19 protein-coding genes are annotated in these 25,846 nt (G+C 68.0%); 7 read left to right on the top strand and 12 right to left on the bottom strand.

The window, feature by feature from the left end:
• Positions 1-103: 103 nt before the first annotated feature.
• From ABH915_RS21010 to ABH915_RS21000, 3 genes are all read left to right on the top strand, one after another.
• The gene (locus tag ABH915_RS21010; protein WP_370124892.1) at positions 104-2,278 is read left to right on the top strand and encodes a cytochrome c oxidase assembly protein; all 2,175 of its coding nucleotides are present in this window, start codon (positions 104-106) and stop codon (positions 2,276-2,278) included.
• The gene (locus tag ABH915_RS21005) at positions 2,275-4,233 is read left to right on the top strand and encodes an NHL domain-containing thioredoxin family protein (RefSeq protein WP_370124891.1); all 1,959 of its coding nucleotides are present in this window, start codon (positions 2,275-2,277) and stop codon (positions 4,231-4,233) included. Before ABH915_RS21010 ends, ABH915_RS21005 begins: the two co-directional genes overlap by 4 nt.
• Before the next feature lie 209 nt (positions 4,234-4,442).
• Positions 4,443-5,264 (top strand): endonuclease domain-containing protein, encoded by an 822-nt coding sequence (locus ABH915_RS21000; protein ID WP_370124890.1) that lies wholly within the window; start codon positions 4,443-4,445, stop codon positions 5,262-5,264.
• A gap of 132 nt (positions 5,265-5,396) precedes the next feature.
• Here the strand turns inward: ABH915_RS21000 and ABH915_RS20995 are convergent, their stop codons facing one another.
• The 4 genes from ABH915_RS20995 to ABH915_RS20980 form a co-directional block, all read right to left on the bottom strand.
• On the bottom strand, positions 5,397-6,389 hold the full coding sequence (locus ABH915_RS20995; protein WP_370124889.1) for a hypothetical protein: 993 nt from the start codon (positions 6,387-6,389) through the stop codon (positions 5,397-5,399).
• 135 nt (positions 6,390-6,524) lie between these two features.
• Complete coding sequence (locus tag ABH915_RS20990) at positions 6,525-8,258, bottom strand: helicase HerA-like domain-containing protein (protein WP_370124888.1); 1,734 nt, start codon at positions 8,256-8,258, stop codon at positions 6,525-6,527.
• Positions 8,259-8,307: 49 nt separating this feature from the next.
• Positions 8,308-9,009, bottom strand: a complete 702-nt coding sequence (locus tag ABH915_RS20985) for a type 1 glutamine amidotransferase domain-containing protein (RefSeq protein WP_370124887.1) — start codon at positions 9,007-9,009, stop codon at positions 8,308-8,310.
• Positions 9,010-9,057: 48 nt separating this feature from the next.
• The gene (locus tag ABH915_RS20980) at positions 9,058-9,927 is read right to left on the bottom strand and encodes an aldo/keto reductase (protein ID WP_370124886.1); all 870 of its coding nucleotides are present in this window, start codon (positions 9,925-9,927) and stop codon (positions 9,058-9,060) included.
• Between the two features lie 160 nt (positions 9,928-10,087).
• On the opposite strand from ABH915_RS20980, the gene ABH915_RS20975 reads away from it, so the two are divergent.
• Together ABH915_RS20975 and ABH915_RS20970 are read left to right on the top strand one after the other, a co-directional pair.
• Entirely contained in the window at positions 10,088-10,882 is a 795-nt protein-coding gene (locus tag ABH915_RS20975; RefSeq protein WP_370124885.1) for a hypothetical protein, read from the top strand.
• A 133-nt stretch (positions 10,883-11,015) separates the two neighbouring features.
• The gene (locus tag ABH915_RS20970) at positions 11,016-12,005 is read left to right on the top strand and encodes an LLM class flavin-dependent oxidoreductase (protein ID WP_370124884.1); all 990 of its coding nucleotides are present in this window, start codon (positions 11,016-11,018) and stop codon (positions 12,003-12,005) included.
• Positions 12,006-12,025: 20 nt separating this feature from the next.
• On the opposite strand, the gene galK is transcribed toward ABH915_RS20970, so the two are convergent.
• From galK to ABH915_RS20930, 8 genes are all read right to left on the bottom strand, one after another.
• Entirely contained in the window at positions 12,026-13,228 is a 1,203-nt protein-coding gene (galK, locus tag ABH915_RS20965; protein WP_370124883.1) for a galactokinase, read from the bottom strand.
• The gene (gene galT, locus ABH915_RS20960) at positions 13,225-14,406 is read right to left on the bottom strand and encodes a galactose-1-phosphate uridylyltransferase (RefSeq protein WP_370124882.1); all 1,182 of its coding nucleotides are present in this window, start codon (positions 14,404-14,406) and stop codon (positions 13,225-13,227) included. Before galT ends, galK begins: the two co-directional genes overlap by 4 nt.
• A gap of 1 nt (position 14,407) precedes the next feature.
• The gene (locus tag ABH915_RS20955) at positions 14,408-16,630 is read right to left on the bottom strand and encodes an alpha-galactosidase (RefSeq protein ID WP_370125054.1); all 2,223 of its coding nucleotides are present in this window, start codon (positions 16,628-16,630) and stop codon (positions 14,408-14,410) included.
• Positions 16,631-16,749: 119 nt separating this feature from the next.
• On the bottom strand, positions 16,750-17,568 hold the full coding sequence (locus ABH915_RS20950; RefSeq protein WP_370124881.1) for a DeoR/GlpR family DNA-binding transcription regulator: 819 nt from the start codon (positions 17,566-17,568) through the stop codon (positions 16,750-16,752).
• Positions 17,569-17,577: 9 nt separating this feature from the next.
• Entirely contained in the window at positions 17,578-19,695 is a 2,118-nt protein-coding gene (locus tag ABH915_RS20945) for a beta-galactosidase (RefSeq protein ID WP_370125053.1), read from the bottom strand.
• Positions 19,696-19,727: 32 nt separating this feature from the next.
• On the bottom strand, positions 19,728-20,696 hold the full coding sequence (locus ABH915_RS20940; protein ID WP_370124880.1) for a carbohydrate ABC transporter permease: 969 nt from the start codon (positions 20,694-20,696) through the stop codon (positions 19,728-19,730).
• A complete protein-coding gene (locus tag ABH915_RS20935) occupies positions 20,693-21,643 on the bottom strand; it encodes a carbohydrate ABC transporter permease (RefSeq protein ID WP_018774003.1) in 951 nt (316 codons plus the stop codon). Before ABH915_RS20935 ends, ABH915_RS20940 begins: the two co-directional genes overlap by 4 nt.
• Positions 21,644-21,753: 110 nt before the next feature.
• Positions 21,754-23,070, bottom strand: a complete 1,317-nt coding sequence (locus tag ABH915_RS20930; RefSeq protein WP_043422939.1) for an ABC transporter substrate-binding protein — start codon at positions 23,068-23,070, stop codon at positions 21,754-21,756.
• A 238-nt stretch (positions 23,071-23,308) separates the two neighbouring features.
• Between ABH915_RS20930 and ABH915_RS20925 the strand changes: the two genes are divergently transcribed.
• Together ABH915_RS20925 and ABH915_RS20920 are read left to right on the top strand one after the other, a co-directional pair.
• On the top strand, positions 23,309-24,640 hold the full coding sequence (locus ABH915_RS20925; protein ID WP_370124879.1) for a hypothetical protein: 1,332 nt from the start codon (positions 23,309-23,311) through the stop codon (positions 24,638-24,640).
• Between the two features lie 157 nt (positions 24,641-24,797).
• Complete coding sequence (locus tag ABH915_RS20920; protein ID WP_370124878.1) at positions 24,798-25,814, top strand: LacI family DNA-binding transcriptional regulator; 1,017 nt, start codon at positions 24,798-24,800, stop codon at positions 25,812-25,814.
• Positions 25,815-25,846 lie beyond the last annotated feature (32 nt).

Raw genomic sequence — 25,846 nt, 5'->3', positions numbered from 1 at the left:
GCGGCAACCCTCGGGTTGCCGCTCCTTTTGCGTCCCCGGCCCCCGGAGGCCCAACCGCCGGGACCGATTCGCCGCGCAAGGCGGCGTAGCGGACAATGGAGGTGTGCCTTCCGCAGTAAATCCCACGCCCACAACCGCAGCGCCCGTTCCCCCCGGGGACGCACGCGGCCCTGGCTCCGGTCCCGCCGGGATTGCCCGGCCTTGGCTGATCGCAGGCCTTGGCGCGTTGTTTATTGGTCTGGTAGCGGCACTCATCTTCTCCGGCGCAGCAGCCGCCCGCGAGGTCTCAGATCCCGGCGCACTCGTGCGCTGGGGGCTTCCGGTGAGCAAAGCGATCCACAACGTCGCCGTAGCCACCGTGATCGGCGGCCTCATCTTCGCCGTCGGCATCCTCCCGCAGAACAGGAGCGGCTCCCGGTCCAAGGAACAGGACGCCCCCGAACATCCGGCCTTCACCCGGGCACTTGCCGTGGCAGCGGCCGCCGGCGCTGTCTGGACGCTCTCCGCGATCACCGTGCTGGTCCTGGGCTACGCGGACATTGCAGGGCAGGGCATCTCCGGGGACCCGGAATTCACCCGCTCCCTCGTGTACTTCATGACGGACATCGAAACCGGACGCGCGTGGCTGGCTGTCGTGATCATCGCCGCCGTCGTTACCACCGCCCTGTTCGGCGTGCGGTCCCGCGGAGGCCTGGCACTGACGCTGGTCCTTTCGCTGATCGGGCTGGTCCCCGCCGCCCTGATCGGACACTCCTCAAGCTCCAGCGACCACGAGGGCGCCATCAACTCGCTCGGCCTGCACCTGGTCGGCGTATCGGCCTGGGTGGGCGGCATCATCATGCTCGCAGTCCTCTCCGGTGTCCTGGAAGGCACACGCGCCGGCGGCCGCACCTCAGGCGCGGCCCCGGGGACCGCAGACATCACCGAGCCAACCCTGCGCAGGTTCTCATCGCTGGCCGGCTTTGCCTTCGCCCTGGTCTTCGCCTCAGGCGTGATCAACGCCAGCATCCGCCTCACCAATTGGGCAGACCTCTTCGGCTCGGCCTACGGGCAACTCATCCTCGCCAAGACGGCAGCGGTCCTGGTGCTGGGCGGCATCGGGCTCATGCACCGCCGCTGGGTCATCCCGCAGCTGGGCAACCGCGCCATGGGCAGGTCCGCGCGCCGGGTGCTGTGGCAGCTGGTGATCGTGGAGCTGATCATCATGGGAGCGACGTCCGGGATCGCCGTCGCGCTGGGGCGCTCGGCCCCGCCGCAGCCCACCACTTTCGCCCCCGACGCTTCGCCGGCCTTCATCCTCTCCGGCTATGAGCTGCCGCCGGAACTGACCCCGGACCGGTGGCTCACGGAGTGGCGGCTCGACTGGCTCTGGATCGCCGTCGCCGTATTCGCCCTGGTGTCCTACCTCCTCGGCGTACGAAGGGTGCTGAAGCGGGGCGACTCGTGGCCCTGGTTCCGGACGGTCAACTGGGTGATCGGACTCGTGGTCCTCACCTACGTGACGTCGGGGCCGCCGTCGGTCTATGGCAGGGTACTGTTCTCGGCGCACATGGTGGACCACATGGCCCTGACGATGGTGGCCCCCATCTTCCTGGTCCTCGGCGCCCCCGTGACGCTGGCACTGCGGGCGCTCACACCGCGGCGTGACAGCTCCCGCGGCCCGCGAGAGTGGCTCATGATCTTCATCCACTCCAAGTTCTCGCAACTGGTCACCCACCCGCTGTTCGCTGCCGCCAACTTCGCCGGTTCCATTGTGCTCTTCTACTACTCGGACGCGTTCGGCTACGCGATGCGGGACCACGTGGGCCACGAACTCATGAACCTGCACTTCGCCCTCACCGGCTACATCTTTGTGCTCACCATGATCGGCACCGATCCGTTGCCGCGCCGCGCACCGTACCCCATGCGGCTGCTGCTCCTGTTGGCCACCATGGGCTTCCACGCGTTTTTCGGCGTCGCCATCATGGGCGGCACGGGGCTGTTGGCCGCCGACTACTTCGGCAACCTCGGCCGGACCTGGGGTCCTTCGGCCCTGCTGGACCAGCAGATGGGCGGCGCGGTGGCCTGGGGCATCGGGGAAGTGCCCACGCTGCTGGTGGCGATCGGTGTCGCCGTTCAGTGGTCCCGCTCCGACGCGCGCGAGTCCAAACGCACCGACCGGGCGGCGGACAGGAATAACGACGCCGATCTCACCGCTTACAACGATATGTTTGCCAAGCTGGCCGAGCGCGACGCCAGGCTTGCCGAACGCAATTCAAAGCTGGAAGGACGCTCATGACCGAAACCGTACGCACCCACCTCCGGGTCCGGGCCTCCGAACTGGTGGGCCGCAACTGGCTGAACACCGGTGGCAAGTCCCTGGACCTTGAATCCCTGCGCGGCAAGATCGTGCTGTTGGACTTCTGGACGTTCTGCTGCATCAACTGCCTGCACGTCCTGGACGAACTCCGCCCGCTCGAGCAGCAGTACTCGGATGTCCTCGTGACGGTCGGCGTGCATTCGCCCAAGTTCGAGCACGAGGCCGATCCCGTGGCGCTGGCGGCCGCCGTCGAACGCTACGAGATCCGCCACCCTGTCCTCGACGACCCCGAACTGGACACCTGGAAGGCCTATACGGCCCGGGCCTGGCCGACCCTGGTGGTCATCGATCCGGAGGGCTACATCGTGGCGCACCTCTCCGGTGAAGGCCACGCGGACGGGCTCGCCGTGCTGATCCCCGAATTGATCGCCGAACACGAGGCCAGGGGCACCCTGCACCGGGGCGACGGACCCTATGTGGCGCCGGAACCGACGTCGGGTACGCTGCGCTTCCCGGGCAAGGCCCTCTTCCTGCCCGCCGGCCGCGGCGTCGGTAGCGCTGGCGACGGCTCGTGGCTGGTGACCGACACCGGCCATCACCGGCTCGTGGAACTCTCCACCGACTTTACGACCGTGCTGGCCACGTACGGCTCCGGTGAAAAGGGCCACGCCGACGGCAACGCCGCCACCGCCCGGTTCAATGAACCGCAGGGCCTGGTGCTGCTCCCGGAGGACGTCGCCGCGGAGACAGGCTACGACGTCGTCATTGCCGACTCCGTGAATCACCGGCTCCGCGGGCTGTCCCTCGCGGACGGAACCGTCCGGACGCTGGCCGGAAACGGCGTACAGCGGCTGCTGGAAACCGGCCCGGCCCGCGTGGACGAGGAAGGCGCCGCGTACGGTACCCGGCTCGAGGCAGACCCGCTCGCGGTGTCCCTGAGTTCGCCGTGGGACGTCGTCTGGTCCAGCAAGCTCAACGCCGTGGTGGTGGCGATGGCGGGAGTGCACCAGATCTTCAGCTTCGAGCCGACCTCCGGCGCCGTGAAGATCATCGCCGGCAACGGCCTCGAAGGACTCCTGGACGGCCCGGCCGCTGAAGCCTGGTTCGCCCAGTCCTCCGGCCTCGCCGAAGACGCCGACGGCAGCATCTGGGTGGCTGACTCAGAGACCTCCGCACTGCGCAAGCTCGTGATTGATGACGCCGGCAGCATCACCGTCGAGTCGGCGGTGGGCAAGGGCCTGTTCGACTTCGGCTTCCGCGACGGCCCCGCCGCGGAGGCGCGGCTGCAGCACCCGCTCGGCGTCACGGTGCTCCCTGACGGTTCGGTGGCCATCGCGGACACGTACAACGGCGCAGTCCGCCGCTACGACCCCGCAACGGGCACGGTCTCCACGCTGGCCCGCGGACTCTCCGAGCCCTCGGACGTGATTGTGGACCACACCCAGGTCGCCGGATCCGAGCCGTTGCTGGTGGTGGTCGAGGCCAACAAGCACCAGCTCGTGTACGTGCCCATCCCGAAGGAAGCCCAGCAGGTGGACGAGGGTGCGGCGCAGACCCACCGGCCCAAGAGCCCCGTGGCTCCCGGGCCGCTCGAACTGGCGGTCCGCTTCACGGCGCCCACCGGGCAGAAGCTGGACGACCGCTGGGGCGATCCCACCCAGTTGAAGATCTCGTCCACACCCCCGGAACTGCTGGTCTCCGGCGGCGGGACGTCCGTGGGGCTCCTGCGCACCCTGGAGCTATCCTCCGACGTTCCCGAGGGCGTCCTGCACATCACCGCCCGCGCGGCGGCGTGCGACGGACCCGCAGACGCCGACGGCGAGATCCCGGACCATGCGGCCTGCCACCTCTACCAGCAGGACTGGGGAATCCCCGTGCTCCTGCAGGCCGACGGCGACACCGAGCTGGTCCTGGACCTGCGCGGGATGGACTGAGCCGCTGCGCCAAGGCTGATCAAAAGGCTGCCGTCCGTGACCTGGTGTCACGGACGGCAGCCTTTTGGCTTTCTTCGGGCCCCCGGGCCGCGGAATCCCGGCGCCGGTGGACACCCGGGGCTCAAAGTCTGCCCTGCGTGACGCGGAATTATCCACATACGACTGCCGGCCGGTCGCGGCGCCTGTTTGGCAGGGCGAATCATGAGCTCATGGATGTCTTCACGGCTTTGACCATCTGCGGAGGAGCGGCCCGGCGGCCGTCCCTCGCCGGCTTGGGCATTGACGACGCCGCATTGCGGCGGGCGGTGCGAGCCGGCGTCGTGCAGCCGTGCCGCGGACTGTACGCACTTCCGACGGCGGAGCCCGACTATGTCGCGCTGCTGCAGCACAGGCAGTTGCTTACATGCGTGAGCGCCGCGCCCTTCTATGGGCTTTGGGCCCTGGAGCAGACCGGGGCCCGGCACGTCTACCACCGGCGTGGAAACGGCGCAGCCGGAGGACCGGGACACGGTGGACTGCTGCTTGCGCCGCATCCGCACCGGCCGGTTGCGGCCCTGGGCGACGTCCTCATACATGCGCTGCGGTGCCTGCCGTTCCGCGAGTCCCTGGTGATGGTTGAGTGTGCCGTCGGCAGGGGCGATATGACGCTGGATTTCCTACGACGGCGACTGCCGGGGGCGCGCAACGGGCGGGCCCGGGAGGTCCTCACCTGGGTGGACCTGGGCGCGGAATCCCTGCTGGAGACCCTGGCGCGAACGTACTTCCGACAAGCCGGAATCAGGGTGGAGACGCAGGTGCACGTCGAGGGCGTCGGCCACGTGGATCTGCTGCTGGAGGGCAGGCTAATCGTGGAGCTCGACGGCCGTCATCACGGAGAATGGGCTCAGGTGAAGAAGGACCAGCGCCGCAACAACCGCTCCGTGGTCCGGGGCTACGCAGTGCTCCGCTACTACTATGCCGACGTCGTTCACTATCCGGCGGCGATGGTCGCCGAGGTTCTGGCCGTTCTTGCCCGGGTGAAGGCGCCATAGGTGTCACGGTCTGCAGCTTTTCGGGCACCGGGAGAGAAAGGATCCGCAGTTTCTTGGGGAGCCGGGGACACGAGGGGCTCAAAGTCTGCCCCGCGTGACGGGCAACGGTGCAGCCGCGGAATCCCTTGGGTGCTAGTAGTCCAGCTGTGGCGTGAGTTTGACGGTGTCGCCGTCGATGTCCAGCCGGGTCGTGAAGCTGAAATCGTGGACGGAGTCGATGTCGGACACGGCGCCCGAGAACAGGTCCTGTTGGCGGGCCTTGATCCGGGCCTTGCCGTCGAGGGGCGCCACCACCCAGCGGCCGCCGAACGGCTCGATGCTGACGCTCGGGTAGTCCGTGATGCTCCAGTCGATGGTCCCGTCCATCACGCGGTTGTTGGTGGCATGGTAGAAGGGGCAGTTGGGCTGCAGCTTCTGCTGCTGGTCGGCCTCGTCGGCGCAGGAGTCCAGGAACTCCTTGACCTTGCTGCTCACAGCTTCCTTCAGGGCGCCCGTGGCCTCGGTCAGCAGGTTCAGCGAGGCCGGACGCGCGTCCCCGCCCGACACGGTGGCGCGGGTGGCCGGGGCGGAGAAGTACTGGCCGTTCAGGGTCGCCTCATACTCGCCGGGGTAGAAGACGGCGAAGGAGTTGCGGCCGTTGGGCATGTTCACCGGTACCCCGTTGAGGGTGGCCTCGCTGGAGTTGACCACGGTGACGTCCAGGACGGGCAGCTCAGAGGGGACGAAAGACCATTTGTGGAAGAACAGCCACTCGGTGCCGGAGCGTTCCAACAAGAACTCGGTCCGCAACGGGTTGCCGTCGATGGTGTAGTCCATGGGCACCATGACCTGGTTGGAGCCGCGCTCTTCCGCGGCGCCAAGCTTGACGTCGGAGATGCGGGCCGCCGCCGTTTGCAGGGCCGTGCCGTCGAGCATCGCCGGGTTGCTTTGTGGCACGGAGGCACGCAACAGGCCCAGCGCCTTTTCGCCATCGCCCTTTTGCAGGGCACTCAAATATTCGCGGACTGGTTGCTGGGGCCCGGCAAGGGAGTCGTTCACCAGGTTGATCGACACGATGGCCCCGGCGACGGCAAGCATCAGTCCGAGCAGCCACACTGCCGCGATTTTGACCAACGCCTGACTCATCTGCACCATTCTTACGTTACCTGTACCCCACAGGAATCCCGGTGTCACGGTCCGCATCTGTGACGCGGAGCATGGCTGAAGGCCGCCCGGGCCGGCTGGCCGGGAGCGTTCGGTTGGATGCCGCCGCGGTGATCCCTAGCGGCGGCGGCGCTTGGAGGACGTGCCGAAGACGCCGCGGAGCAGCTCCCTGCCAAGCTGGGTCCCCAGCGAGCGGGCCATGCTCTGGAGGCCACCGCCGAGGGCCCCCGCGAGGTCGCCGCCGATGCCCCCGCCACCGCCGGCCTGCGGCTGCGCCGGCCGGGGGGCGCGCCGCTCGGGCACGTTGTCATTGTCGGGCATCCTGGGCGCCGGCGCGGGGCGGCTGCTGGGTCGGCCAAGGATTTCTTCCTCGATCCGTCGGGCTTCGGCGTCGATGGCGCTGGGGTCCAAACCGCCGCCCTGGGCTCGGTCCGGGGCTCCGCCCTGGTGTGCGGTCCCGGCGGCCGGTCCGGTGGGGGCAGCACCTGTGTAGTCACCGCCTTCGGCGGCGATCTTCTCGTAGGCCGAGATGTTGTCGACGGCGGTGCCGTACTTGGGCAGCAGGGCCGAGGCTGCGACGGTACTGGAGATCAGCTCGTCGGAGCTGGGACCCATCACGGACTCCGGAGCACGGAGCCGGGTCAGCGCCACGGGGGTCGGCGCGCCGTTCTCATTCAGAACCGTGATGACGGCCTCGCCGATGCCGGCGGTGGTGAGGGTCTCCTCGAGGTCGTAGTCGCTGCTCGGGAAGGTGGAAACGGTGGCCCTGAGGGCCTTGGCGTCCTCCGGGGTGTAGGCGCGGAGGGCGTGCTGCACCCGGTTTGCCAGCTGGCCGAGGACGTCGGCAGGGACGTCCTTGGGGGTCTGCGTCACGAAGAAGATTCCGACTCCTTTGGACCGGATGAGCCGGACGGTGGTGGTGATCGCATCAAGGAAGGCTTTCGAGGCGCCGTTGAACAGCAGGTGCGCCTCATCGAGAAAGAAGACGAGCTTGGGCTTGTCAAGGTCCCCGGCCTCGGGCAGGTCCTCGAAGAGGTCGGCGAGCAGCCACATGAGGAACGTCGAGAAGAGCATGGGCTTGGTCTGCAGGGTCGGAAGCTCCAGGCAGCTCACCACGCCGCGGCCGTCCGGCGCGGTCCGCAGCAGTTCGGCGGTGTCGAACTCGGGTTCGCCGAAGAACTTCTCCATGCCCTGCGCCTCGAGCGTGATCAGTTCGCGCAGGATCACGCCGGCGGTGGCCTTGGAGAGGCCGCCGAGTTCCTCAAGCTCGTCCTTGCCCTCGGCCGAGGTCAGGAACTGGATCACGGCCCGCAGGTCCTTGAGGTCGATCAGCTCAAGGTTTTTCTTGTCCGCGAAATGGAAGACGAGCTGCAGGCTCGATTCCTGGGTCTCGTTCAGGTCCATGACGCGGGAGAGCAGGATGGGACCGAAGGAGGTGATGGTGGCGCGGACCGGTATGCCGTTGCCGTCGCCGCCGAGCGCAAGGAATTCCACCGGGAAAGTCTTGCCGGCCCACACCTGGCCGAGGCTCTCCGTGCGGGCGAGGAGCTTTTCGCTGCCCGTGGCCGCAGTGGCCAGACCGGAGAGGTCACCCTTGATGTCGGCCAGGAACACGGGCACACCCGCGGTGGAGAGCTGTTCGGCGATCATGTGCAGCGTGACGGTCTTGCCCGTGCCCGTCGCCCCCGCCACGAGGCCGTGCCGGTTCATCATCGCGAGCGGCAACCGGACCGGCGCCTCCTTGCGGAGCTCGCCGTCGACGATCGCCGCGCCGAGCTCGATCGTCGGGCCCTCCAGGGTATAGCCCTGGACGATCGTGGCAACTTTGTCTGCAGTGGATTTGATGGCCATGCGGTTAGCTTAGCCGGGCCCGGGGTTCCCGGACCCGGCCGGGACAAGCCTATTCGGCGAGGGCCTTGAGGACCTCCTTGGCCACATCCTCGCTGGACTGCGGGTTCTGTCCGGTGATGAGGTTTCCGTCCCGCACAACATGCGACGTCCAGGCCGCGCCGTTCTCCACTACCGCGCCCTTCTCCGTCAGGACGTCCTCCACGAACCACGGCGTATTGGGTCCCGTGCCGCCGCCCAGCTCCTCCTCATTGGTGAAGACGGTCAGGCGCCGTCCGGCGAAGGTGAACGCGCCGTCGTCGTCCGTGGCGCTCAGCAGCCCGGCCGGGCCGTGGCAGAACGGCGCGATGATCTTGGCGGCCGCGTTGGCGCCGGAGAGGATACTGCCGAGGTCGGCATCCCGGTACAGATCGGCCATGGGCCCGTGGCCACCCGGCATGACGACGGCGTCATAGTCGGCGACGTCGACGCCGCCCAGCACCAGCGGGGCGGAGAGCTCGGCGTCGATCGACTCAAGGTATTTCCGGAAACCGTCGGCACGGTCCTGGCCGCCCGCGGACTCGGCCGCGAGGCTGACCTCATCCACCGTGGGCTTCCGGCCTCCGGGGGTGGCGATGTGCACGGTGTGACCCGCGTCGAGGAGGGTCTGGTGGGAGACGACGAGTTCCTCGGCCCAGTAGCCGGTGGGGTGTTCGGTGCCGTCGCGCATGGTGAGGGAATTTGCGGCCGAGACGACCATCAGGATGTTAGCCATGGTGTTGTTCCTGTTCTGCCGGCAGGGGCCGGCGGGTGGTGGAAGGGGTTAGCGGGCTGCTTGGAGTTCCGCGAAGGTGGCATCGTCGAGCACGACGCCGGCCGCCGCGAGGTTTTCTTCCAGGTGCTTCATGGAGCCGGTGCCGGGGATGGGCATTATGACGGGGGAGCGGCGCAGCAGCCAGGCCAGCGCGACCTGGGAGGTGGTGGCGCCGAGCCGCGTGGCGGCCGCGTCCAGCGGACCGCCCGGCCGGGCGAGTTCGCCGGCGGCGATGGGCGCCCATGGAATGAAGCCGATACCGTTCTCCTCGGCGTACTCGAGGACGTCCTCGGAGCTGCGGTCGGTGAGGTTGTACCGGTTTTGCACCGTGGAGACCGTGAAGTACTTCCCGGCTTCCTCCAACTCCTCCACGCTGACCTGAGACAGGCCGAGGGCCTTGACCTTGCCTTCCTTTTGCAGATCGCGAAGCACGGTGAACTGCTCCTCGCGGTCCACTTTGGGATCGATCCGGTGCAGCTGCAGGAGGTCCAGGGCATCGACCTTGAGCTTGCGCAGGCTCAACTCCGTCTGCTGGCGCAGGTATTCGGGCCGGCCGACCGGAACCCACACGTTGGGTCCGGTGCGCGCGAACCCCACCTTTGTGGCGATCTTGAGGCCGTCCCGGTAGGGGTGCAGCGCCTCGGCGAGGATTTCCTCGCTGACGTTGGGACCGTATGAGTCGGCGGTGTCAATGAAGTCGATGCCAAGCTCCACGGCACGGCGTACGACGGCGACCGCGGCCGCGCGGTCCGCCGGCTCGCCCCAGACGCCGTCGCCGGTGATCCGCATGGCGCCAAAGCCCAGCCGGTGGACGGTTCCGAGGTCCTGCAGGGCGATCGTGGCGGATGGTTCGGGATGTTGTGAATTGTCGGGGCTCATAGGTACGGGAACCTCCTCAGCCTGCTGACTATTCCAAGGGTTCCCGACCGGACGGTCCCGGCCCGGGTGATGCGGGGCCCTGCGCAGCGCCCGGCCGGTTCGAAGATATCTGCCCTGCAGGGTTACGCTACCGATTGGAATTTATGCTTTAGACTGTGGCATGCCCAACTCGCTCACGCGCATCGTACTGGCCATCGTTGTGACCCTAGGCCTTGTCTCCATGGGTGGAAGCCCGGCCTCGGCCGCCACTTCCCCGGGGCCGGGGATCGACGTGTCCTGGCCGCAGTGCGGCAAGGTCCTGCCCAAGCAGCCCATGTTCGCGATTGTCGGCGTCAACAACGGCCTTGCCAACACGACGAACCCCTGCCTGGCGAGCCAGCTGGCCTGGGCGAAGACCGCCAAGTCGCCCGCGGCAACGTCGCAGCCGAGGGTGGCCCTGTACGTCAACACCGCCAACCCCGGCCGACAGGGGTCCTGGTGGCCCACATCGAACACCTACAACGGGGTGAAGGTCACCAACCCTTACGGCAACTGCGCCTTGGGGTCGTTCAAAGCCTGCTCCTACATGTACGGGTGGGCCAAGGCCTCCGACGACGCCAGGCGCCGCGGGGTCAGCAGCCCGCAGTCCTACCTCTGGTGGCTGGATGTGGAAACGGAAAACACCTGGCAGACAGACAAAGCCGCCAACGTCGCCGTCCTGGAAGGTATGACCGCCTATTTCAAGCGGATCGGCGCCCGGGTGGGCCTCTACTCCACGGGTTACCAGTGGGCGCAGATCGCCGGAACCGTGAAGTCGACCAGCCCGCTGGCAGGATTGCCAAGCTGGCTGGCCGGTGCCGCATCGGCGTCCCGCGCCAAGTCAAACTGCGCCTTGCCCGGACTCACGCCGCGCAGCCGCGTCTCCATGACGCAGTACATTTCCGGCGGCCTGGACTACAACTACTCCTGCGGCTGAGCCGCCTGCAGAAATATCCCGGGGGCCGCCGTCGTTGACCCCAGTGTGCCCGCGCCGGAAACCCGGTGCCGCCCGGGACCGCAGTCCACACTCCGGCCCGCACACTGCTCCGCTACGAAAGGCCGGCTTTTCCGTGACTGTTCCGCTTTCCATTCTTGATCTCGCTACCATTGGCCCGGGCCAGACGGCGGCGGAGAGCTTCGCCGGCAGCGTGGCCATGGCGCAGCTCGCCGAGGACCGGGGCTACCGGCGGATCTGGTACGCCGAGCACCACAACATGTCCGCGATCGCCTCGTCCGCCACGAGCGTGCTGATCGCCCACGTCGCGGCCCACACCTCCAGCATCCGCCTCGGCGCCGGCGGCGTGATGCTGCCCAACCACTCGCCGCTGACCATCGCGGAACAGTTCGGCACGCTCGAGACCCTGCACCCGGGCAGGATCGACCTCGGCCTGGGCCGGGCGCCGGGCAGCGACCAGAACACCATGCGAGCCCTGCGCCGCGATCCGATGTCGGCAGACAGCTTCCCGCAGGACGTCCTGGAGCTCCAGGGCTACCTGACCGGCCCCACCCGCATCCAGGGCGTAGAGGCCACCCCGGGCAAGGGCACCAACGTGCCGCTGTACATCCTGGGTTCCTCCCTGTTCGGCGCCAGGCTGGCCGCGCAGCTGGGCCTGCCCTACGCGTTCGCGTCACACTTCGCGCCCAACGCGCTGCAGGATGCGGTTGCCGTCTACCGCCGCGAGTTCCGGCCCTCCGCGCAGCTCGACGCCCCGCACGTGATCGCCGGAGTCAACGTCATTGCCGCGGACTCGGCCGCCGAGGCGCAGGCGATGTTCCAGGCCACCAAGCGGGCCAGGGTCTCCCTGTTCTTCGGCAATGGCCGCGTGTTCAGCGACGACGAGGCGGACATGATCCTGGACTCGCCCCAGGGCCAGCACATGGCTCAGATGATGAAGTACTCTGCTGTTGGCACCCCCGATGCCGTCCTGGCGTACCTGGAGGAGTTCACGGCGCACGCCGACGCCGACGAACTGATCGTGGCGCACCAGAGCACCGGCACCGAAGCCCGGCTCCGTTCCGTGGAACTCCTGGCCGACGCGGCCCGGCTCGTGCGGGCATAAGGCCCCGGAGTCTTCCCGGGCTACAGTTCCCGGCGGGCGCCCTCGGACGCGGTGACGGGGAAAATATGCGGGGCCGTGTACCCGGCCCGGGCGAAGTCGCGGGCGACGCCCGCGGCCACCGCCGCGGCGTCGTCGTTGCGGACCAAAGCGATGGCGGCGCCACCGAAACCGCCGCCGGTCATCCGCGCGCCGATGGCGCCCATTTCCTGCGCGCGGGCCACGGCGAGGTCGAGCTCCGGGGTGGAAATCTCGAAGTCGTCGCGCATGGACAGATGCGATTCGTTGAGGAACCGCCCGATCGCGGCGGCGCCGGAGGTCCGCAGTGCCGTTACGGTGTCCAGCACGCGCTGGTTTTCCGTGATGATGTGGCGGACCCGGCAGTAGGTCTGTCCGTCGAGCTGTGCTGCGGCGCGGGGGAGATCGGCCGGGCCCAGCGCCCGCAGGCTTCCGACGCCCAGGCGGCGGGCGCCGTCCTCGCAGGAACGACGGCGGCTGGCATAGCCGCCGTCGGCATGCGAATGGCTGGTGCGGGTATCGATCACGAGCAGCCCCACGCCCGCGCCGGCGAAGCCGAGGGCAACCGCCTCGGTCGTCAGGTTCTGGCAGTCGAGCAGGATGCCATGATCGGGCTCGCCCAGGAGCGATGCCGACTGGTCCATGATGCCGGTGGGCGCGCCGACCACCCTGTTCTCGGCCAGCTGGCCGATCCGGGCCAGTTCCGGCCTGCCCATCCCCAAGTCCCAGAGATCGTTCAGGGCCAGGGCCACCGCGCATTCGACGGCGGCAGAGGAGGACAGCCCGGCACCGGCCGGGACATCCGAGGTCAGCGCCAGGTCCAGGCCGGACAGCCGGGACGGGACGCCGGAACCGGCCTCGGAACCGGCTGCGGAACCGGCGCCGCCGGCCGCCGCCCGGGACATCGCCCAGGCCACGCCGAGGGGGTACGCGGCCCAGCCGGTGAGGGCATCCGGGTCAAGGTGGTCGAGGCTTACCTCTATGACGCCGGGGAAGGAGCTGCTGGTGACCCGGAGCAGACGGTCTGCGCGGACGCGGGCCGCCACCGTGGTGCGCTTGTCGATAGCGATCGGAAACGCGAAGCCCTCGTTGTAGTCCGTGTGCTCGCCGATCAGGTTGACCCGCCCGGGCGCCGACCACAAACCGTCCGGCGCCCCACCGAACTGACTGGAAAAGTACCCACTTTCCCGTTCAAGGACCTCATTCATGGCCGGGGAGATTCCTGTTCTGTTGCTGGGAGTTCTGTGCGGATTGGCTCGAGCCCTGACGCACGCGGTGGCGGCGATGCTTTTTCCATGGCCTCGCGGAGCCGTGCGGCGGCCGTTTCCGGCGGGATGTCCGCGATGAATGCGCCCATCGCGGCCTCCGACCCTGCCAGGTACTTGAGCTTGTCCTCCTCCCGGCGGGGCGAGGTCAGCTGCAGCATGAGCCGGATGTCGTCCCGGTGGGCGTGGACGGGAGCCTGGTGCCAGGCCGAAATGTACGGAGTGGGGGTGTCATAGAGGGCATCGACGCCACGCAGGAGCTGGCGGTACAGCAGGGAGAACTCATCGCGTTCCTCGTCCGTCGTGGCGGCGAGGTCCGGGACGTGCCGGTGCGGGAGGATGTGAACTTCCAGCGGCCAGCGCGCGGCAAACGGGACAAACGCCGTCCAGTGCTCGCCCTGGAGCAGCACCCGCTCGGATTTCTGCTCGAAGCTGAGGATGTCCTCGAACAGCGAACCGCCGTAGTTCTCGATCGTGCGGACCAGCTGGGCCGTGCGGGGCGTGATGTACGGGTAGGCGTAGATCTGTCCGTGCGGGTGGTGCAGGGTCACGCCGATCGCTTCGCCGCGGTTCTCGAACGGAAAAACCTGTTCGACGCCGGGCAGTGCGGACAGCGCGGCCGTCCGGTCTGCCCAGGCTTCCACCACCGTGCGCATCCGGGACAGGGGCAGTCCCGCCAGGGAGCCGGTGTGTTCCGGGGAGAAGCACACCACTTCGCACCGGCCCACGGACTGCCGGCTGCGCCCCAGCCCCACCCGGGCAAGGTCATCCAGGCCTTCCGGCGCCGCGGCCCCCGCCAGGTCCGGCCCGAAGGACGGGGACTTGTTTTCGAAGACTGCGACGTCGTAAAGGCTCGGTATTTCCGAGGGATTCTCCGGCGACGCCGGGGCCAGCGGGTCCAGGTGCGAGGGCGGCAGAACCACCCGGTTCTGCCGGGCGGCCGCGATCGAGATCCACTCCCCGGTCAGGACGTCCTGGCGCATGGTGGCGGTGGGCGGCCGGACCGCCGGCGCGCGGAGATCCTCGCCCCGGTGCGGGGGCAGGACGGTATCGGCATCATCGAAGTAGATGATGTCCCGGCCGTCGGAGAGCTTGTAGGAGCGTTTCGTAATCTGGCCCATGCTAGGGGTTCCTCACGGGGTGAGCGCTGTTTGCGGCTGGATCGGCGGCCGGAGCGGCCGCGGTGACACGGCGGACGGCCAGGAGCAGCCCGTGTTCCGGGTTCAGGACCGGCATGGGGAGCCCGGATTCGGCCAGGAAACGTCCCGAGGCCTCGATGCCGCCCACAAGCCACGCCGGTGGCGCCGCCTGCAGGAACGCCCGCCGGTCATCGGCCGCGGGGTAGACCGCTTCCACCCGGTACGCGGCGTCCGGGAGAAGTCCCGGCAGGCAGACCCGCCCCGGGACTTCGGCGAACGACGTCGCCACGGACACCAGGGCGTAGAGGGCCTCGCCGCCGTCGCGGGACACGACGCCGTGCAGCCGGAGGGCCGGATCGGGCTCGTCGGCCCGCACCATGCGCCCGCTGTGCAGGAGCGGCCGGTACTGCTTGAACAGCGCAATGGCCCCGGCAAGCTCGGTCCGTTCGGCAGCGGCGAGACGCCGGACGTCCCATTCGAGGCCGAAGTGGCCGAACATCGCGGTGATCGCCCGGAACGAGAGGTCATGTGTTCGCGCGGTGGTGTGGCTCGTGGTGGGGCCGATGTGCGATCCGACGAGCTCCGGCGGCACCACCACGCCGGTCCAGCGCTGGATGGTCTGCCGTTCCAGGGCATCGTTGCAGTCCGAGGCCCAGATCCGGTCGGTGCGTTCCAGGATGCCGAGATCCACGCGGGCGCCCCCGGAGGAGCAACTTTCAATCTCGACGCTGGGGTGGGCCTTGCGGAGCTCGTCGAGGAGCCGGTAGGCGGCCAGTGTCTGGGCGTGAACGGACGGGCGGCCGGCGTGGCCCATCTCGGCCAGGTCCCGGTTCTGGTCCCACTTGAGGTAACTGATCCGGTATTCGCTCAACAGGGCATCGAGCCTGTCGAAGATGTACTGCCACGCAGCCGGATTGACCAAGTCAAGGACCTGCTGGTTCCGCCACCGTTCCGGCAGCCGGCCGGCCGGGCCGCCCGCGGAACGCTGGGCCGGGCCGGCGATCCAGTCCGGGTGGGCGCGGGCCAGGTCGGAGTCTTCGTTGACCATTTCGGGTTCGACCCAGAGCCCGAATTCCATGCCGTGGCCGGTGACCGCGTCGATCAGCGGCGTGAGGCCCGCGGGCCACAGGTCCTCGTCGACGTACCAGTCGCCGAGGCCCGCATGGTCGTCACGGCGGCCGCGGAACCAGCCGTCGTCGAGGACGAACCGTTCCACGCCGAGCCCGGCGGCCGCTTCGGCGAGTTCCAGCAGGGGTTCGAGTCGGTGGTCGAAGTAGACCGCTTCCCAGACGTTGAGCACCACGGGACGGGCCTTGCCGGACCGCACGCCGGGGTGGTGCGGCCGGGCGCGGAACCAGGTGTAGAAGGCATCGCTGATGCCGTCCAGGCCCGCGGCAGAGTACGCCGCGAACAGCCACGGGGTCTCGTAGCTGGCGTTCGCGGCCACGCTGATCTCGCCGGCGCCGAGCAGTTCCGAGGCGCCCATGACGGTCCGGCCGTCCGCGGCGGCGTCAACGAAGCTCTCGTGGTTGCCGCTCCAGCCCAGATGCACGGCCCAGACCTGCCCGTGGCGGTTGCCGAATCCGGGGGTGCCGGCGGCCAGCAGGAGCGAGGCGTCATGGCCGGTCCGGCCGTGCCGGCCCGAGCGGACCCACGTGCCTTGGCGCAGCGGCAGGCGCTGAGGGTGGGACTCCCGGCACCAGCGGCCGGTCAGGTCCAGGATTTCTGTGGCGCCGCGGCCCACGGGCAACACGGCGGCGAGTTCGTCGAGGCTGTACGGGCCGGCGCCGTGGTTATCGAGCCGGTGCCGGAGCTGGAGCAGGCCGCCGTCGTTGATCCTGATCTCCGTGCGGACGCTGACACCGGCCTCGGGGTCGGCCTGGGTGATGACCGCCGAACAGTCCTCCCCGTGGGAACATTCAACACTGGACCGCTCGACACTGACTACGCGCAGACGGGCCGAGAACGCCTGGCCGTTCCGGTGGCCGCGGAGGCCGGGCCGCCCGCGCCAGCCGGAGGACGCCTGCGGGATCAGTCCCAGCGTGACCGGGACATCGAGGGCCGAGTGCGGCACGGCCTCGCCCAGCAGCGAAAGATCCGGCAGGGCCGGGCCGAGATCGGCGCCGAAGTGCAGCATGGCGGCCTCGCCCGTGCTGAAGTCGATGAGCAGGGATGTTCCGGAGCGGCGCAGGTACAACGGCTCCAGATCCGAGGACAACAGCGCCGGGACGCCCACGGGGGATCGGGTCTCGGCGGCAACGATGAGGTCCGGGTTGTTCACGGCAGCTCCAGGCGTAGTGGTTTGGGTGGGCGGGGGCCGTGCGGTCAGGCTGTGGCTGCTGCGGGGCTGGCTGCGCTGGTGCTCCGGGCATCGCCGGTACTGGCCAGGCGGAGCCGGCCGACGCGCTCGCCAAGGATGCGCCGGGCCTCGCTGCCAAGGAGGTCGTCGCTGATGAGTTCGTCAGCGTCCTCCAGGCTGGCGATCGTGCTGATGCCGAGGGTGCCCCACTTGGTGTGGTCGGCCAGCACGACCACCCGCCGGGCAGCGGTGACGAAGGCCCGGTCGGTTTCGGCTTCGAGCACGTTGGGGGTGGTGAACCCGGCGTCGGCGTCGACACCGTGGACGCCGAGGAACAATACGTCCAGGTGCAGCTGCTTGAGCGAGGAAGTGGCCAGCGGCCCGACGAGGGCATCGGAGGGTGTGCGCTCGCCGCCGGTCAGGATCACGGTGGACGGGGACGCGCTCTGGTGGAAGACGTCCGCGATCCGCACCGAGTTGGTGACCACCGTGATCCGCGGGCCGGCGGACAGCAGCTGGGCCAGGGCCCACGTGGTGGTGCCGGCGCTGAGCCCCACCGCCATGCCCTCGCGCACCTGTGCGGCCGCCTCCTGCGCAATCGCCATCTTCTCGTCCTTGAGCTGGGTCACCTTCAGCTCGAAGCCTGGTTCGTGGGTGCCGGCCCCGCCGGGCAGCTTGGCCCCGCCGTGGATCTTCTCCACGGCGCCCGCCGCGTCGAGGGCCTCGATGTCCCGCCGCACGGTCATCAGCGAGACGCCGAGCATCTTGGCGAGGTCCGCGACACGGACGATCCGCTCACGCTGGACCTCCGCGAGGATGGCGGAATGGCGGGCTGCGGCTAGCATGTGGAGTCCTTACAGGTTTGAGCGGTTTGGCAGGCTTGACGGGTCTGACTGGCTTGACGGGGTTGAGTGGCCGGCGGAGGTGCCGACCAATTGGGCGGCAGCCGAACGGACGACGGCGACACCGCCGGCCGCGAGGCCGAGCCCGCCGTCGAGCTCGGCGCCGGTGAGCAGGTCCACGCCTTCCAGCGGCAGCCGGACGTCGTGGGCCCCGTGGTTAATGCAGAATGTCCAGTCCGTCCCGTCCTTGCTGCGCCGGACCACTTCCACATCGTCCGGCAGATGGGGAACGAGCGGCTGCACCCTGGCATCGGCGCAGACGACGGCGAGCAGTTCGGCCAGCCCCTCCGGCGCGAGTGACGTGGCGACATAGTAGGAGCGGCCGCTTCCGGCGCGGTTACGGGTCACGGCCGGAGAACCGGCGGCCGGTCCCTCCTCCACGGCCGCGAGGACCTCGGCGGTGGTGGCATGCCCCATTTCGTTCCAGCAGGTGCCGGCCCCGAAGCTGCTGAGCCGGATGCTTTCGCCGCCGCGCAGCGGGAAAAACTCTTCCATCCTCACGCCCAGCAGTCCGCTGAACGCGCCGGGGTAGCTGCCAAGCCTGATGTGGTCATTTTCGTCCACGATACCGGAGAAATAGGTCACCACGAGGTGGCCGCCGGAACGCACATACGCGTCCAGATTCGCGGCCCCGGCATCGCTCACGAGGTATTGCATCGGCGCGACGACGAGCCGGTAGCCGGAAAGGTCATCGGTGCCCTGGCGGAAGTCGGTGGGGATGCCGGCCCGGTAGAAGGCATCATGCCAGCGCCGGGTTTCGGCGATGTTGGAGGCATCCACGCTCGGGTGCGAGTCCAGTTCCGAGGCCCAGCGCGCGTCAGTGTCGTGGAGGATTGCGACGTCCACCCGGCCGGACGCGCCCGTAACCACCGAGCCGCTGACCTCGGCCAGGCTGCGCAGCGCCTGTCCCAGCTGGACCACTTCGCGCCAAACCTTGGTGTCCGTGCCGGCATGCGGCAGCAGCCCGGAATGGAACTTCTCGGCGCCGGCCCGCGAGGCCCGCCACTGGAAGAAGAGCGCACCGTCGGCGCCGCGGGCAACGTGCTGCAGGGAATTGCGCAGCATCTCACCAGGCGCCTTGGCGATGTTGCGGGGCTGCCAGTTCACGGCGGAGGTGGAATGCTCCATGAGCAGCCACGGCTGGCCCTTGGCCCAGCCGCGGGTGAGGTCCGCGGTTGCCGCCAGTTCCTGGAAGTTCCGCGGGTCTTCGGCGATCAGGTAGTGGTCGTTGGAGACCACGTCCATTTCCTCGGACCAGCGCCAGTAGTCCACGGGCTGGTGCAGGCCCATGTTGAAGCCCATGAAGTTGGTGGTCACGGGATGCCCCGAGTGCGAGCGGATGATCGCGGCCTCGGCCTTGTAGCATTCGAGCAGTTCATCGGAGGAGTAGCGGGCGAAATCCAGCTGCTGGGTCGGGTTGACCCAGGTCCCGGAGGTGCGCGGCGGCAGGATCTGCTCCCAGGCCGAGTAGCGCTGGGACCAGAAAGCGGTGCCCCACGCGGCGTTGAGGGCCTCGAGGCTGCCGTACCGGAGTTCGAGCCAGCGCCGGAAGCCGGCGGCGGCGCCGTCGGAGAAATCCGGTTGGTTGTGGCAGCCGTACTCGTTGTGGACGTGCCACATCACGACGGCGGGGTGGTCCTTGTACCGGACTGCGATCTGCTCGGTCAGTGCCGCGGCGGCCCGGCGGTATTCGGCGCTCGAGGCGGCGAAGGCCTGCCGGGAACCGTAACTGTGCCGCACGCCGTCGGCCGTTACCGGCAGGGACTCGGGGTATTTGTGGCTGAACCAGGGCGGAGGTGACGCCGTGGCGTTCGCCAGGTCCACCCGGATGCCGTTGGCGTGCAGCAGGTCCAGGACCCGGTCCAGCCAGCCGAACTCGTAGACGCCCTCGGACGGCTCAAGCAGGGACCAGCTGAAGATGCCCACGCTGACCAGGTTGACGCCGGCCTCGCGCATCAGCCGGACGTCCTCGTCCCAAGTCTCCTCGGGCCACTGCTCCGGGTTGTAGTCCCCGCCGAATGCCAGCATCGGGGAGCCCTCGGAACCGAGGCGGGCGGTGATGTAGTCCATGCCGTTGTGGTGGGTGGTGTTGAAGTCCACGTTTATCCTTTGCTGGAGCCGAGGGTCAGGCCCGCCACGAAGTGGCGCTGCAGGAGCAGGTAGATGATCAGGGCCGGAATCGCCGTGATCATGGCGCCGGCGGCGATCAGATTGTAGTTGGAGAGGAACTGGCCTTGGAGGTTGTTGATCGCGGTGGTGACCGGAAGCCGGTCGCCGCTTTGGATGAAGAGCAGGGGCCAGAAGAAGTCGTTGTAAATGAAGATCACCTCGAGCGTGCCCATGGCGGCCAGGGCCGGGCGGCACAGCGGCAGGATGATGTCCCAGTACTGGCGCCAGACGCCGGCACCGTCAACCAGGGCTGCCTCCGTCAGCTCGGGGGACAGGGCCTTCATGTAGTTCGAGAGGACGAATGTCACGAACCCGATCTGGAAGGCGGTATCCACGGCAATCACGCTGATGTAGGTGTTGAGCAGGTTCCCGGAATCGCTCACGGCGTAGGGCAGCTCGAAGTGCTTGAACATTTCAAAGAGCGGTGCCGCCAGCACCTGCGGCGGCAGCAGGTTTCCGGCGGTGAACATGATCAGCAGCGTGATGTTGAACTTCCAGCTCACCCGGCTCACGGCGAACGCCATCATGGAGGCGAAGAAGAGGATCAGGAACACCGAGGGCACCGTGATGAGCACGGAGTTCCAGAACAGCTGGGAAAAGCCGCCCTGCGTCCAGGCCTGGGCGAAGTTGTCGAAATTGAAGGCGCCGCCGGTGCTGAAGTAGCCGTATTTGTCGGTGTCAGCTTTGGGCCGCAGGGCAGTGAAAACGGCCCAGGCCAGGGGGACGAGCCAGATCGCCGCCATGACGATGAGGAAGACGTGGGTGCCGTAGTGCCTCTTGCCCTGCTTGTTGTTGGCCGGGCGGTCCGGGCGGGGGCCGGTCCTGCCGGGGCCGGAGCTGCGCTGCCGGTCGTCGGCCGGGCTGCCGGCCGCGGCGGCATCGGTTGGATGGGCGATGCTCATGCCTCTTTGTCCTTTCCGAACGCGCGGGAGAGGTAGAACGTGATGGGGATCAGCGAGATGACGAGCAGGATGACGGCCAGCGCCGAGCCGATGCCGATCACCTGCCCCTCGCCCACCAGGTTCTGGATGACCAGGGCGCTGATCAGTTCCAGCCCGTTGGTGCCGCGGTTGATCACGTAGACGATGTCGAACGCCCGGAGGGATTCGATGACGGTGATGACGATGATGATGACGTTGACCGGGCGCATGGCCGGAAAGATCACCCGGAAGAAGGTCTGGACCGCGTTGGCGCCGTCGATCTGGGCAGCCTCGCGCAGGGTCGGATCCACGCCCTTGAGCCCGGCCAGGTACAGGATCATGACGTAGCCGGCGTGCCGCCAGGTGGCGGCGAAGAGGGCAGCCCAGATGTTGACGCTGGAGTCCCCGAACCAGTCAACGGCCTGGGGCGTGCCGGCGGTGCCGAGCAGAAAGTTCAGGAGGCCGCTGTCCCGGTTGTAGAACAGCTGCCAGATGATCCCGATCAGGGCCAGGGACAGCATCACCGGGGCGAAGAAGATGCTCTGGTAGATCCGCGTGCCGCGGATGTTCTGGTCCAGGAGCACGGCCAGCAGCAGCCCCAGCGGAGTGGCGACGAGTGCCAGGAAGGCCAGCCACAGCACGTTGTGTTGCATGGCCGGCCAGAACGGCGGGTAGTCCTGGGCGATGAACTGGTAATTCTCGACGCCGGCGGGCTTGATGTCGGTCAGCTCCAGCCCGTTCCAGCGGGTGAAGGACAGTCCTACGGACATGAGGGTGGGGATCCAGACCAATACGAGCTGGATCAGCGTGGGGACGCCCACCATCAAGCCGAGCACCACCTTGTCGCGGCCGGACAGCCGCCGAACCCGCCGCGCGGGGGCGGCGGCTGCTTTGCGCCCCCGCGCCGACGGATTGGTAGAGACACTCATGGAGATTCCTTGCCTTGTGAATTCAGAGTGAAATGCAGAGTGAAATGCAGAGTGAGATGCAGTGGAGAAGAGCCGTGCTGACCGCGCGGTCAACCGCGCGGTCAGTCGCCCTACTGGGCGGCGTACAGCGACTTGGCCTGGGCTTCCAGGTTCTTCACATCGACGTTGCCGTCCTTGATGAAGGACTGCAGCGCCGGGATCATCACGTTGTTGGCCATGGCGGGCAGGGCGTCGCGGTCGAAGAACTGGCTGATGTTCTTGGCGCCGCTGATGGCCTCGGCCAGCTTCTTGTTCAGGGGCGTGAACTTGGACGTATCGGCGCCCTTGGCGGTGGCGATGTTCGACGAGTCGACTGAGGCGTACACATCCTGTCCTTCCGGGGTTCCGACGTAGGCAAGGAAGTCCCGCGCGGCTTGGTTCTGGCCGCCCTTCTTGGAGAGCAGCAGGCCGTCGATGGGTGCCTCGATGGCGTCCCGGCCTTCCACCGCGACCTCGGGGAACGGGAAGAAGTCGATGTCGTCGGCAATTGCCTTGTCCGTGTACTGCTGGGTGAGGAAGGAGCCGAGCAGGTACATGCCGGATTTCTTGTCCGCGAGGGACTTCGCCGAGTCCTGCCAGGTCATGCCCAGGGCGTTCGGGTTCTGGAAAGGGAGAAGGGCTTTCCAGGTGTCGAAGACATCGCTGACCTTCTTCTGGTCCCAGCTTTCCCGGTGCGCTGTGAGGTCCATGTGGAACTGGTAGCCGTTCAGGCGCATGTTCAGGTAGTCGAAGGTGCCCATGGCGGGCCAGCCGTCCTTGTCCGCAAATTCAATCGGGATCAGGCCGTCGGCCTTCATCTTGGTGGCGAGGGCCTTCAACTCATCGAACGTCGTGGGGACGGTGTACCCCTTTTCCGTCCAGAGGCTCTTCCGGTAGAAGAAGCCCCAGGGGTAGTTGTAGTTCGGAATCAGGTACATCTTGCCGTCGGCGCCCGTCGAGGCCTTTTTCAGGGCGTCGGAGTAGTTTCCGCCGACCTTCTCCCAGACGTCGTCGATCGGGGCGAGCAGTCCCTTGCCGGCGTAGTACTGCATGCGGTAGCCGGCGAACCAGGTGAACGAATCGTCCGGGCTCCCCTGGAGGTAGGTGTTGATTTTGTTCTGGAAGTCGTTGTGCGCCACCACGTTCGTGGTGACCGTGATGCCGGACTTCTTCTGGAAAGCGTCGGTCACCGCCTTGTAAGCGGCCTTGGGGACCTCATCGGAGGACCCGGAACCGAACGTGGCCGTCTTGGCGCCGCCGCTGGCAGGAGCGCTGCCGCCCGTGCAGGCTGAGAGCAGGGGGATGCCGGCCATCGCAACTGCCCCGGCGCCGAAGGTCTTCAGCAGCGTCCTCCGGTCCCACCCGCCTCGGCTGGAGGCCCGGAGCAGTGCGTCTTCATGCATGGTCATAATTTCTCCTTTGAAATAACGCGGGTGGAGTGAAGCAGCTCACATCATTAGCTATCATAATCGCACAATAAAGAACGTCAAGTAGCAAAAAAGAACATTTTGATGCGCGGGCCGGACTCGTCCGTTGACTTAGGGCGGGGCCGCTCTTAGCGTTAAGGCCCTCAGGGTGCCGATGTGGTCCGCCGGTTGGCGGTGGCGCCCGGAACCGCGGATACATGGCGAAAACCCAGGTGCACCCATGAAGATCAAGTCCACAGCCGCCGCCACGCTGCTCGTCCTGCTGTTCCTGGGAGGATTGCTCGGCGGCCCGTCCGCGTCCGCGCCGGCGTCGTCCGAGGGCGCCACGTATTACGTGAGCGCCGACGGCAGCGACCTGAACGACGGGACGTCGCCGCAATCGGCCTGGGCGACGCTCGACAAGGTCAGCGCCACCGCGCTGCGGCCCGGGGACTCGGTCAGCTTTCGCCGCGGAGACACCTTCTCCGGCGGTCTGGTGGTCGGCCAGAGCGGCACCAGCCGGCTCAAGGTCACCCTGAATGCCTACGGAAACGGCGATCCGCCCGCCATTACGGGCGGGCTGACAGGTACGTGCGTCAGGATCGACGGCGACTACATCACCGTGGACGGCCTGCGGGCGGAATCGTGCGGCTATGCAGGCTTCAGCCTCTATGGCGACCACGGCTCCGTGCGGAACTCCGCCGCCAGGAACAATGCCGCCGGCATCAAGGTGAGCGAGGGCTCCGACTTCGGCACCTATGCCAACAACACGCTGGCCGACAACAACATCATGAACGTCAATACGCCGGGGGAGCTGTGCGGCACCGCGACGTCCCTGAAGTGCGACGACGACTCGGGCGCGTTTGGCTTCCTGATCAACGGCAACGACAACGAGTTCACCGGCAACACCGTCACCGGCTCCACCGCGGTGTCCTACGACTTTGGCCACGACGGCGGCGCGTTTGAGATTTTCAACGGCAACCGGAACAGGATCCACCACAACGTGGCCGTGGATAACAACGTCTTCTCCGAGCTGGGGCGCGGGAAGGGCGGAACTGCCGACGGCAACACGTTCAGCTACAACCTGGTCCGGGCCACCTGCGGCCCCAACTGCTCCCAGGCCACGGGGCTGATCGCGCGAGGCAGGACGTCGTCCTTCGGCCCGACCAACGGCACCACGTTCGAATACAACACCGTGTGGCTGGACGGGCCGGACTCCCAGGCCCTGGTCTGCCACGCGTCGTGCCCTGCCTCCACGGTCGTCAAGGGGAACATCCTGGTGGCCGCCCGCAACGCGCTGTGGATGGACGGCACTGGCTGGACCGAACAGGAAAACGTCCTCAACGGCCCCACGAACATCGTTCCCAGCGCGACCTCCACCACCGAGCCGGCCGACTTTGTGAACGCGCCCGCCGATCTCCGCCTCTCCGGCGCGAGCCCGGCCATTGACCGGGCCGGGATCAGCCCCTTCCCCATGGATCTGGACGGGCGGCCGGCCAACCAAAAGGGCGACTGCCAGGGCGGTGGCGCGGCCGATGCCGGGACCTACGAATACAGGCCGGCCAACTGCTGAAACGCTGTGGCGTGGCAGGTGCTGCCCCGCCGCCGGGCGGGAACTTTGCGGGAACCGTCCTTGACAAGCCGCAACTGAACCGGTTTAGTAGGTCACATCACTTAACCGGTTCAGTGCAGGAAGCTGCCTCAGGACCCCATCCGAAGGGAACGGCTCCATGGCAGTCACCATCAGCGACGTCGCCCACGCGGCCGGCGTCAGCAAGGGTGCCGTGTCCTACGCCCTCAACGGCCTGCCCGGGGTCAGCCCGGACACCCGGGACCGCATCCTCAGGGTGGCCAAGGACCTCGGCTGGAAGCCGAGCCTCCGGGCGAAAGGGCTCTCCTCCGCCAAGGCCTACGCCCTGGGCCTCGTGGTGGCCCGGGATCCGTCCCTGCTGGGAACGGACCCGTTCTTCCCAGCCTTCATCGCCGGGATCGAGACCGCGCTCGCGGAACACGACTACACCCTGGTCCTGAGCGTCGCCACGGCGCCGGGCGCCGAGGAACGCTGCTACCGCAAGCTGGTGGACAACGGCAGGGTCGACGGCGTGATCCTCACCGACGTCCGGCACAACGACTCCCGCATCCCGCTCCTGCTGGAGCTCAAGTTGCCGGCGGTCACCCTGAACCGGCCGGGCGCCGGCTCCCCGTTTCCCGCGGTCTCCGTGGACGAGTCGGCCGGCATCGTCGCGGCGGTGGAACATCTGGTGGCCCTGGGGCACCGCCGGATCGCCCATGTGGGCGGCGGGCAGGAATACATCCACGGACGGAGCCGCCGCCAGGCCTGGGAGGATGCGCTGGCCGCTGCCGGGCTCCCGGCGGACCACTTTGCCGCCGCCGACTTCACGGCCGCGGGCGGCGTGGCCGCCACCGCAGAACTGCTCCGCCGGCCGGACCGGCCCACGGCCATCGTGTACGCCAACGACCTGATGGCCACCGCCGGGCAGTCCTACGCGCAGTCCCTCGGCCTCAGCGTCCCGGGAGACCTTTCCGTCACCGGCTATGACAATGCGGAGTTCACCCAGTACCTGAACCCGCCGCTCACCACCCTGGCCACCGACCCCATGCTGTGGGGGCGGGTCGCAGCCCAGCTCCTCTTGGACCAGCTCGCCGGGGCCCGCCCCGGCGAGGACACCTTCCTCCCGGCACCGCGCCTGGTGGTCAGGGCCTCCACCGGACCGGCCCCAGACTGACCGGCGGTCCGCCGGACGGAAATCCCCCGCGG

This window comes from Arthrobacter sp. MW3 TE3886, assembly GCF_041262145.1.
In the GTDB taxonomy this organism is placed as follows: Bacteria; Actinomycetota; Actinomycetes; order Actinomycetales; family Micrococcaceae; genus Arthrobacter.
This window is presented reverse-complemented; position numbering and strand designations above follow the sequence as displayed.

Excerpts from the sequence above, each read along its gene's own strand:
- ABH915_RS20925 (WP_370124879.1), top strand. The coding sequence starts at position 23,309 with ATGAAGATCAAGTCCACAGCCGCCGCCACGCTGCTCGTCCTGCTGTTC.
- ABH915_RS20945 (WP_370125053.1), bottom strand. The coding sequence starts at position 19,695 with ATGGACTACATCACCGCCCGCCTCGGTTCCGAGGGCTCCCCGATGCTG.
- ABH915_RS21005 (WP_370124891.1), top strand. The coding sequence starts at position 2,275 with ATGACCGAAACCGTACGCACCCACCTCCGGGTCCGGGCCTCCGAACTG.
- ABH915_RS20930 (WP_043422939.1), bottom strand. The coding sequence starts at position 23,070 with ATGACCATGCATGAAGACGCACTGCTCCGGGCCTCCAGCCGAGGCGGG.
- galK (WP_370124883.1), bottom strand. The coding sequence starts at position 13,228 with ATGAATGAGGTCCTTGAACGGGAAAGTGGGTACTTTTCCAGTCAGTTC.
- ABH915_RS20985 (WP_370124887.1), bottom strand. The coding sequence starts at position 9,009 with ATGGCTAACATCCTGATGGTCGTCTCGGCCGCAAATTCCCTCACCATG.
- ABH915_RS20980 (WP_370124886.1), bottom strand. The coding sequence starts at position 9,927 with ATGAGCCCCGACAATTCACAACATCCCGAACCATCCGCCACGATCGCC.
- ABH915_RS20940 (WP_370124880.1), bottom strand. The coding sequence starts at position 20,696 with ATGAGCATCGCCCATCCAACCGATGCCGCCGCGGCCGGCAGCCCGGCC.
- ABH915_RS21000 (WP_370124890.1), top strand. The coding sequence starts at position 4,443 with ATGGATGTCTTCACGGCTTTGACCATCTGCGGAGGAGCGGCCCGGCGG.
- galT (WP_370124882.1), bottom strand. The coding sequence starts at position 14,406 with ATGGGCCAGATTACGAAACGCTCCTACAAGCTCTCCGACGGCCGGGAC.
- ABH915_RS20990 (WP_370124888.1), bottom strand. The coding sequence starts at position 8,258 with ATGGCCATCAAATCCACTGCAGACAAAGTTGCCACGATCGTCCAGGGC.
- ABH915_RS20995 (WP_370124889.1), bottom strand. The coding sequence starts at position 6,389 with ATGAGTCAGGCGTTGGTCAAAATCGCGGCAGTGTGGCTGCTCGGACTG.
- ABH915_RS20920 (WP_370124878.1), top strand. The coding sequence starts at position 24,798 with ATGGCAGTCACCATCAGCGACGTCGCCCACGCGGCCGGCGTCAGCAAG.
- ABH915_RS20975 (WP_370124885.1), top strand. The coding sequence starts at position 10,088 with ATGCCCAACTCGCTCACGCGCATCGTACTGGCCATCGTTGTGACCCTA.
- ABH915_RS20950 (WP_370124881.1), bottom strand. The coding sequence starts at position 17,568 with ATGCTAGCCGCAGCCCGCCATTCCGCCATCCTCGCGGAGGTCCAGCGT.
- ABH915_RS20935 (WP_018774003.1), bottom strand. The coding sequence starts at position 21,643 with ATGAGTGTCTCTACCAATCCGTCGGCGCGGGGGCGCAAAGCAGCCGCC.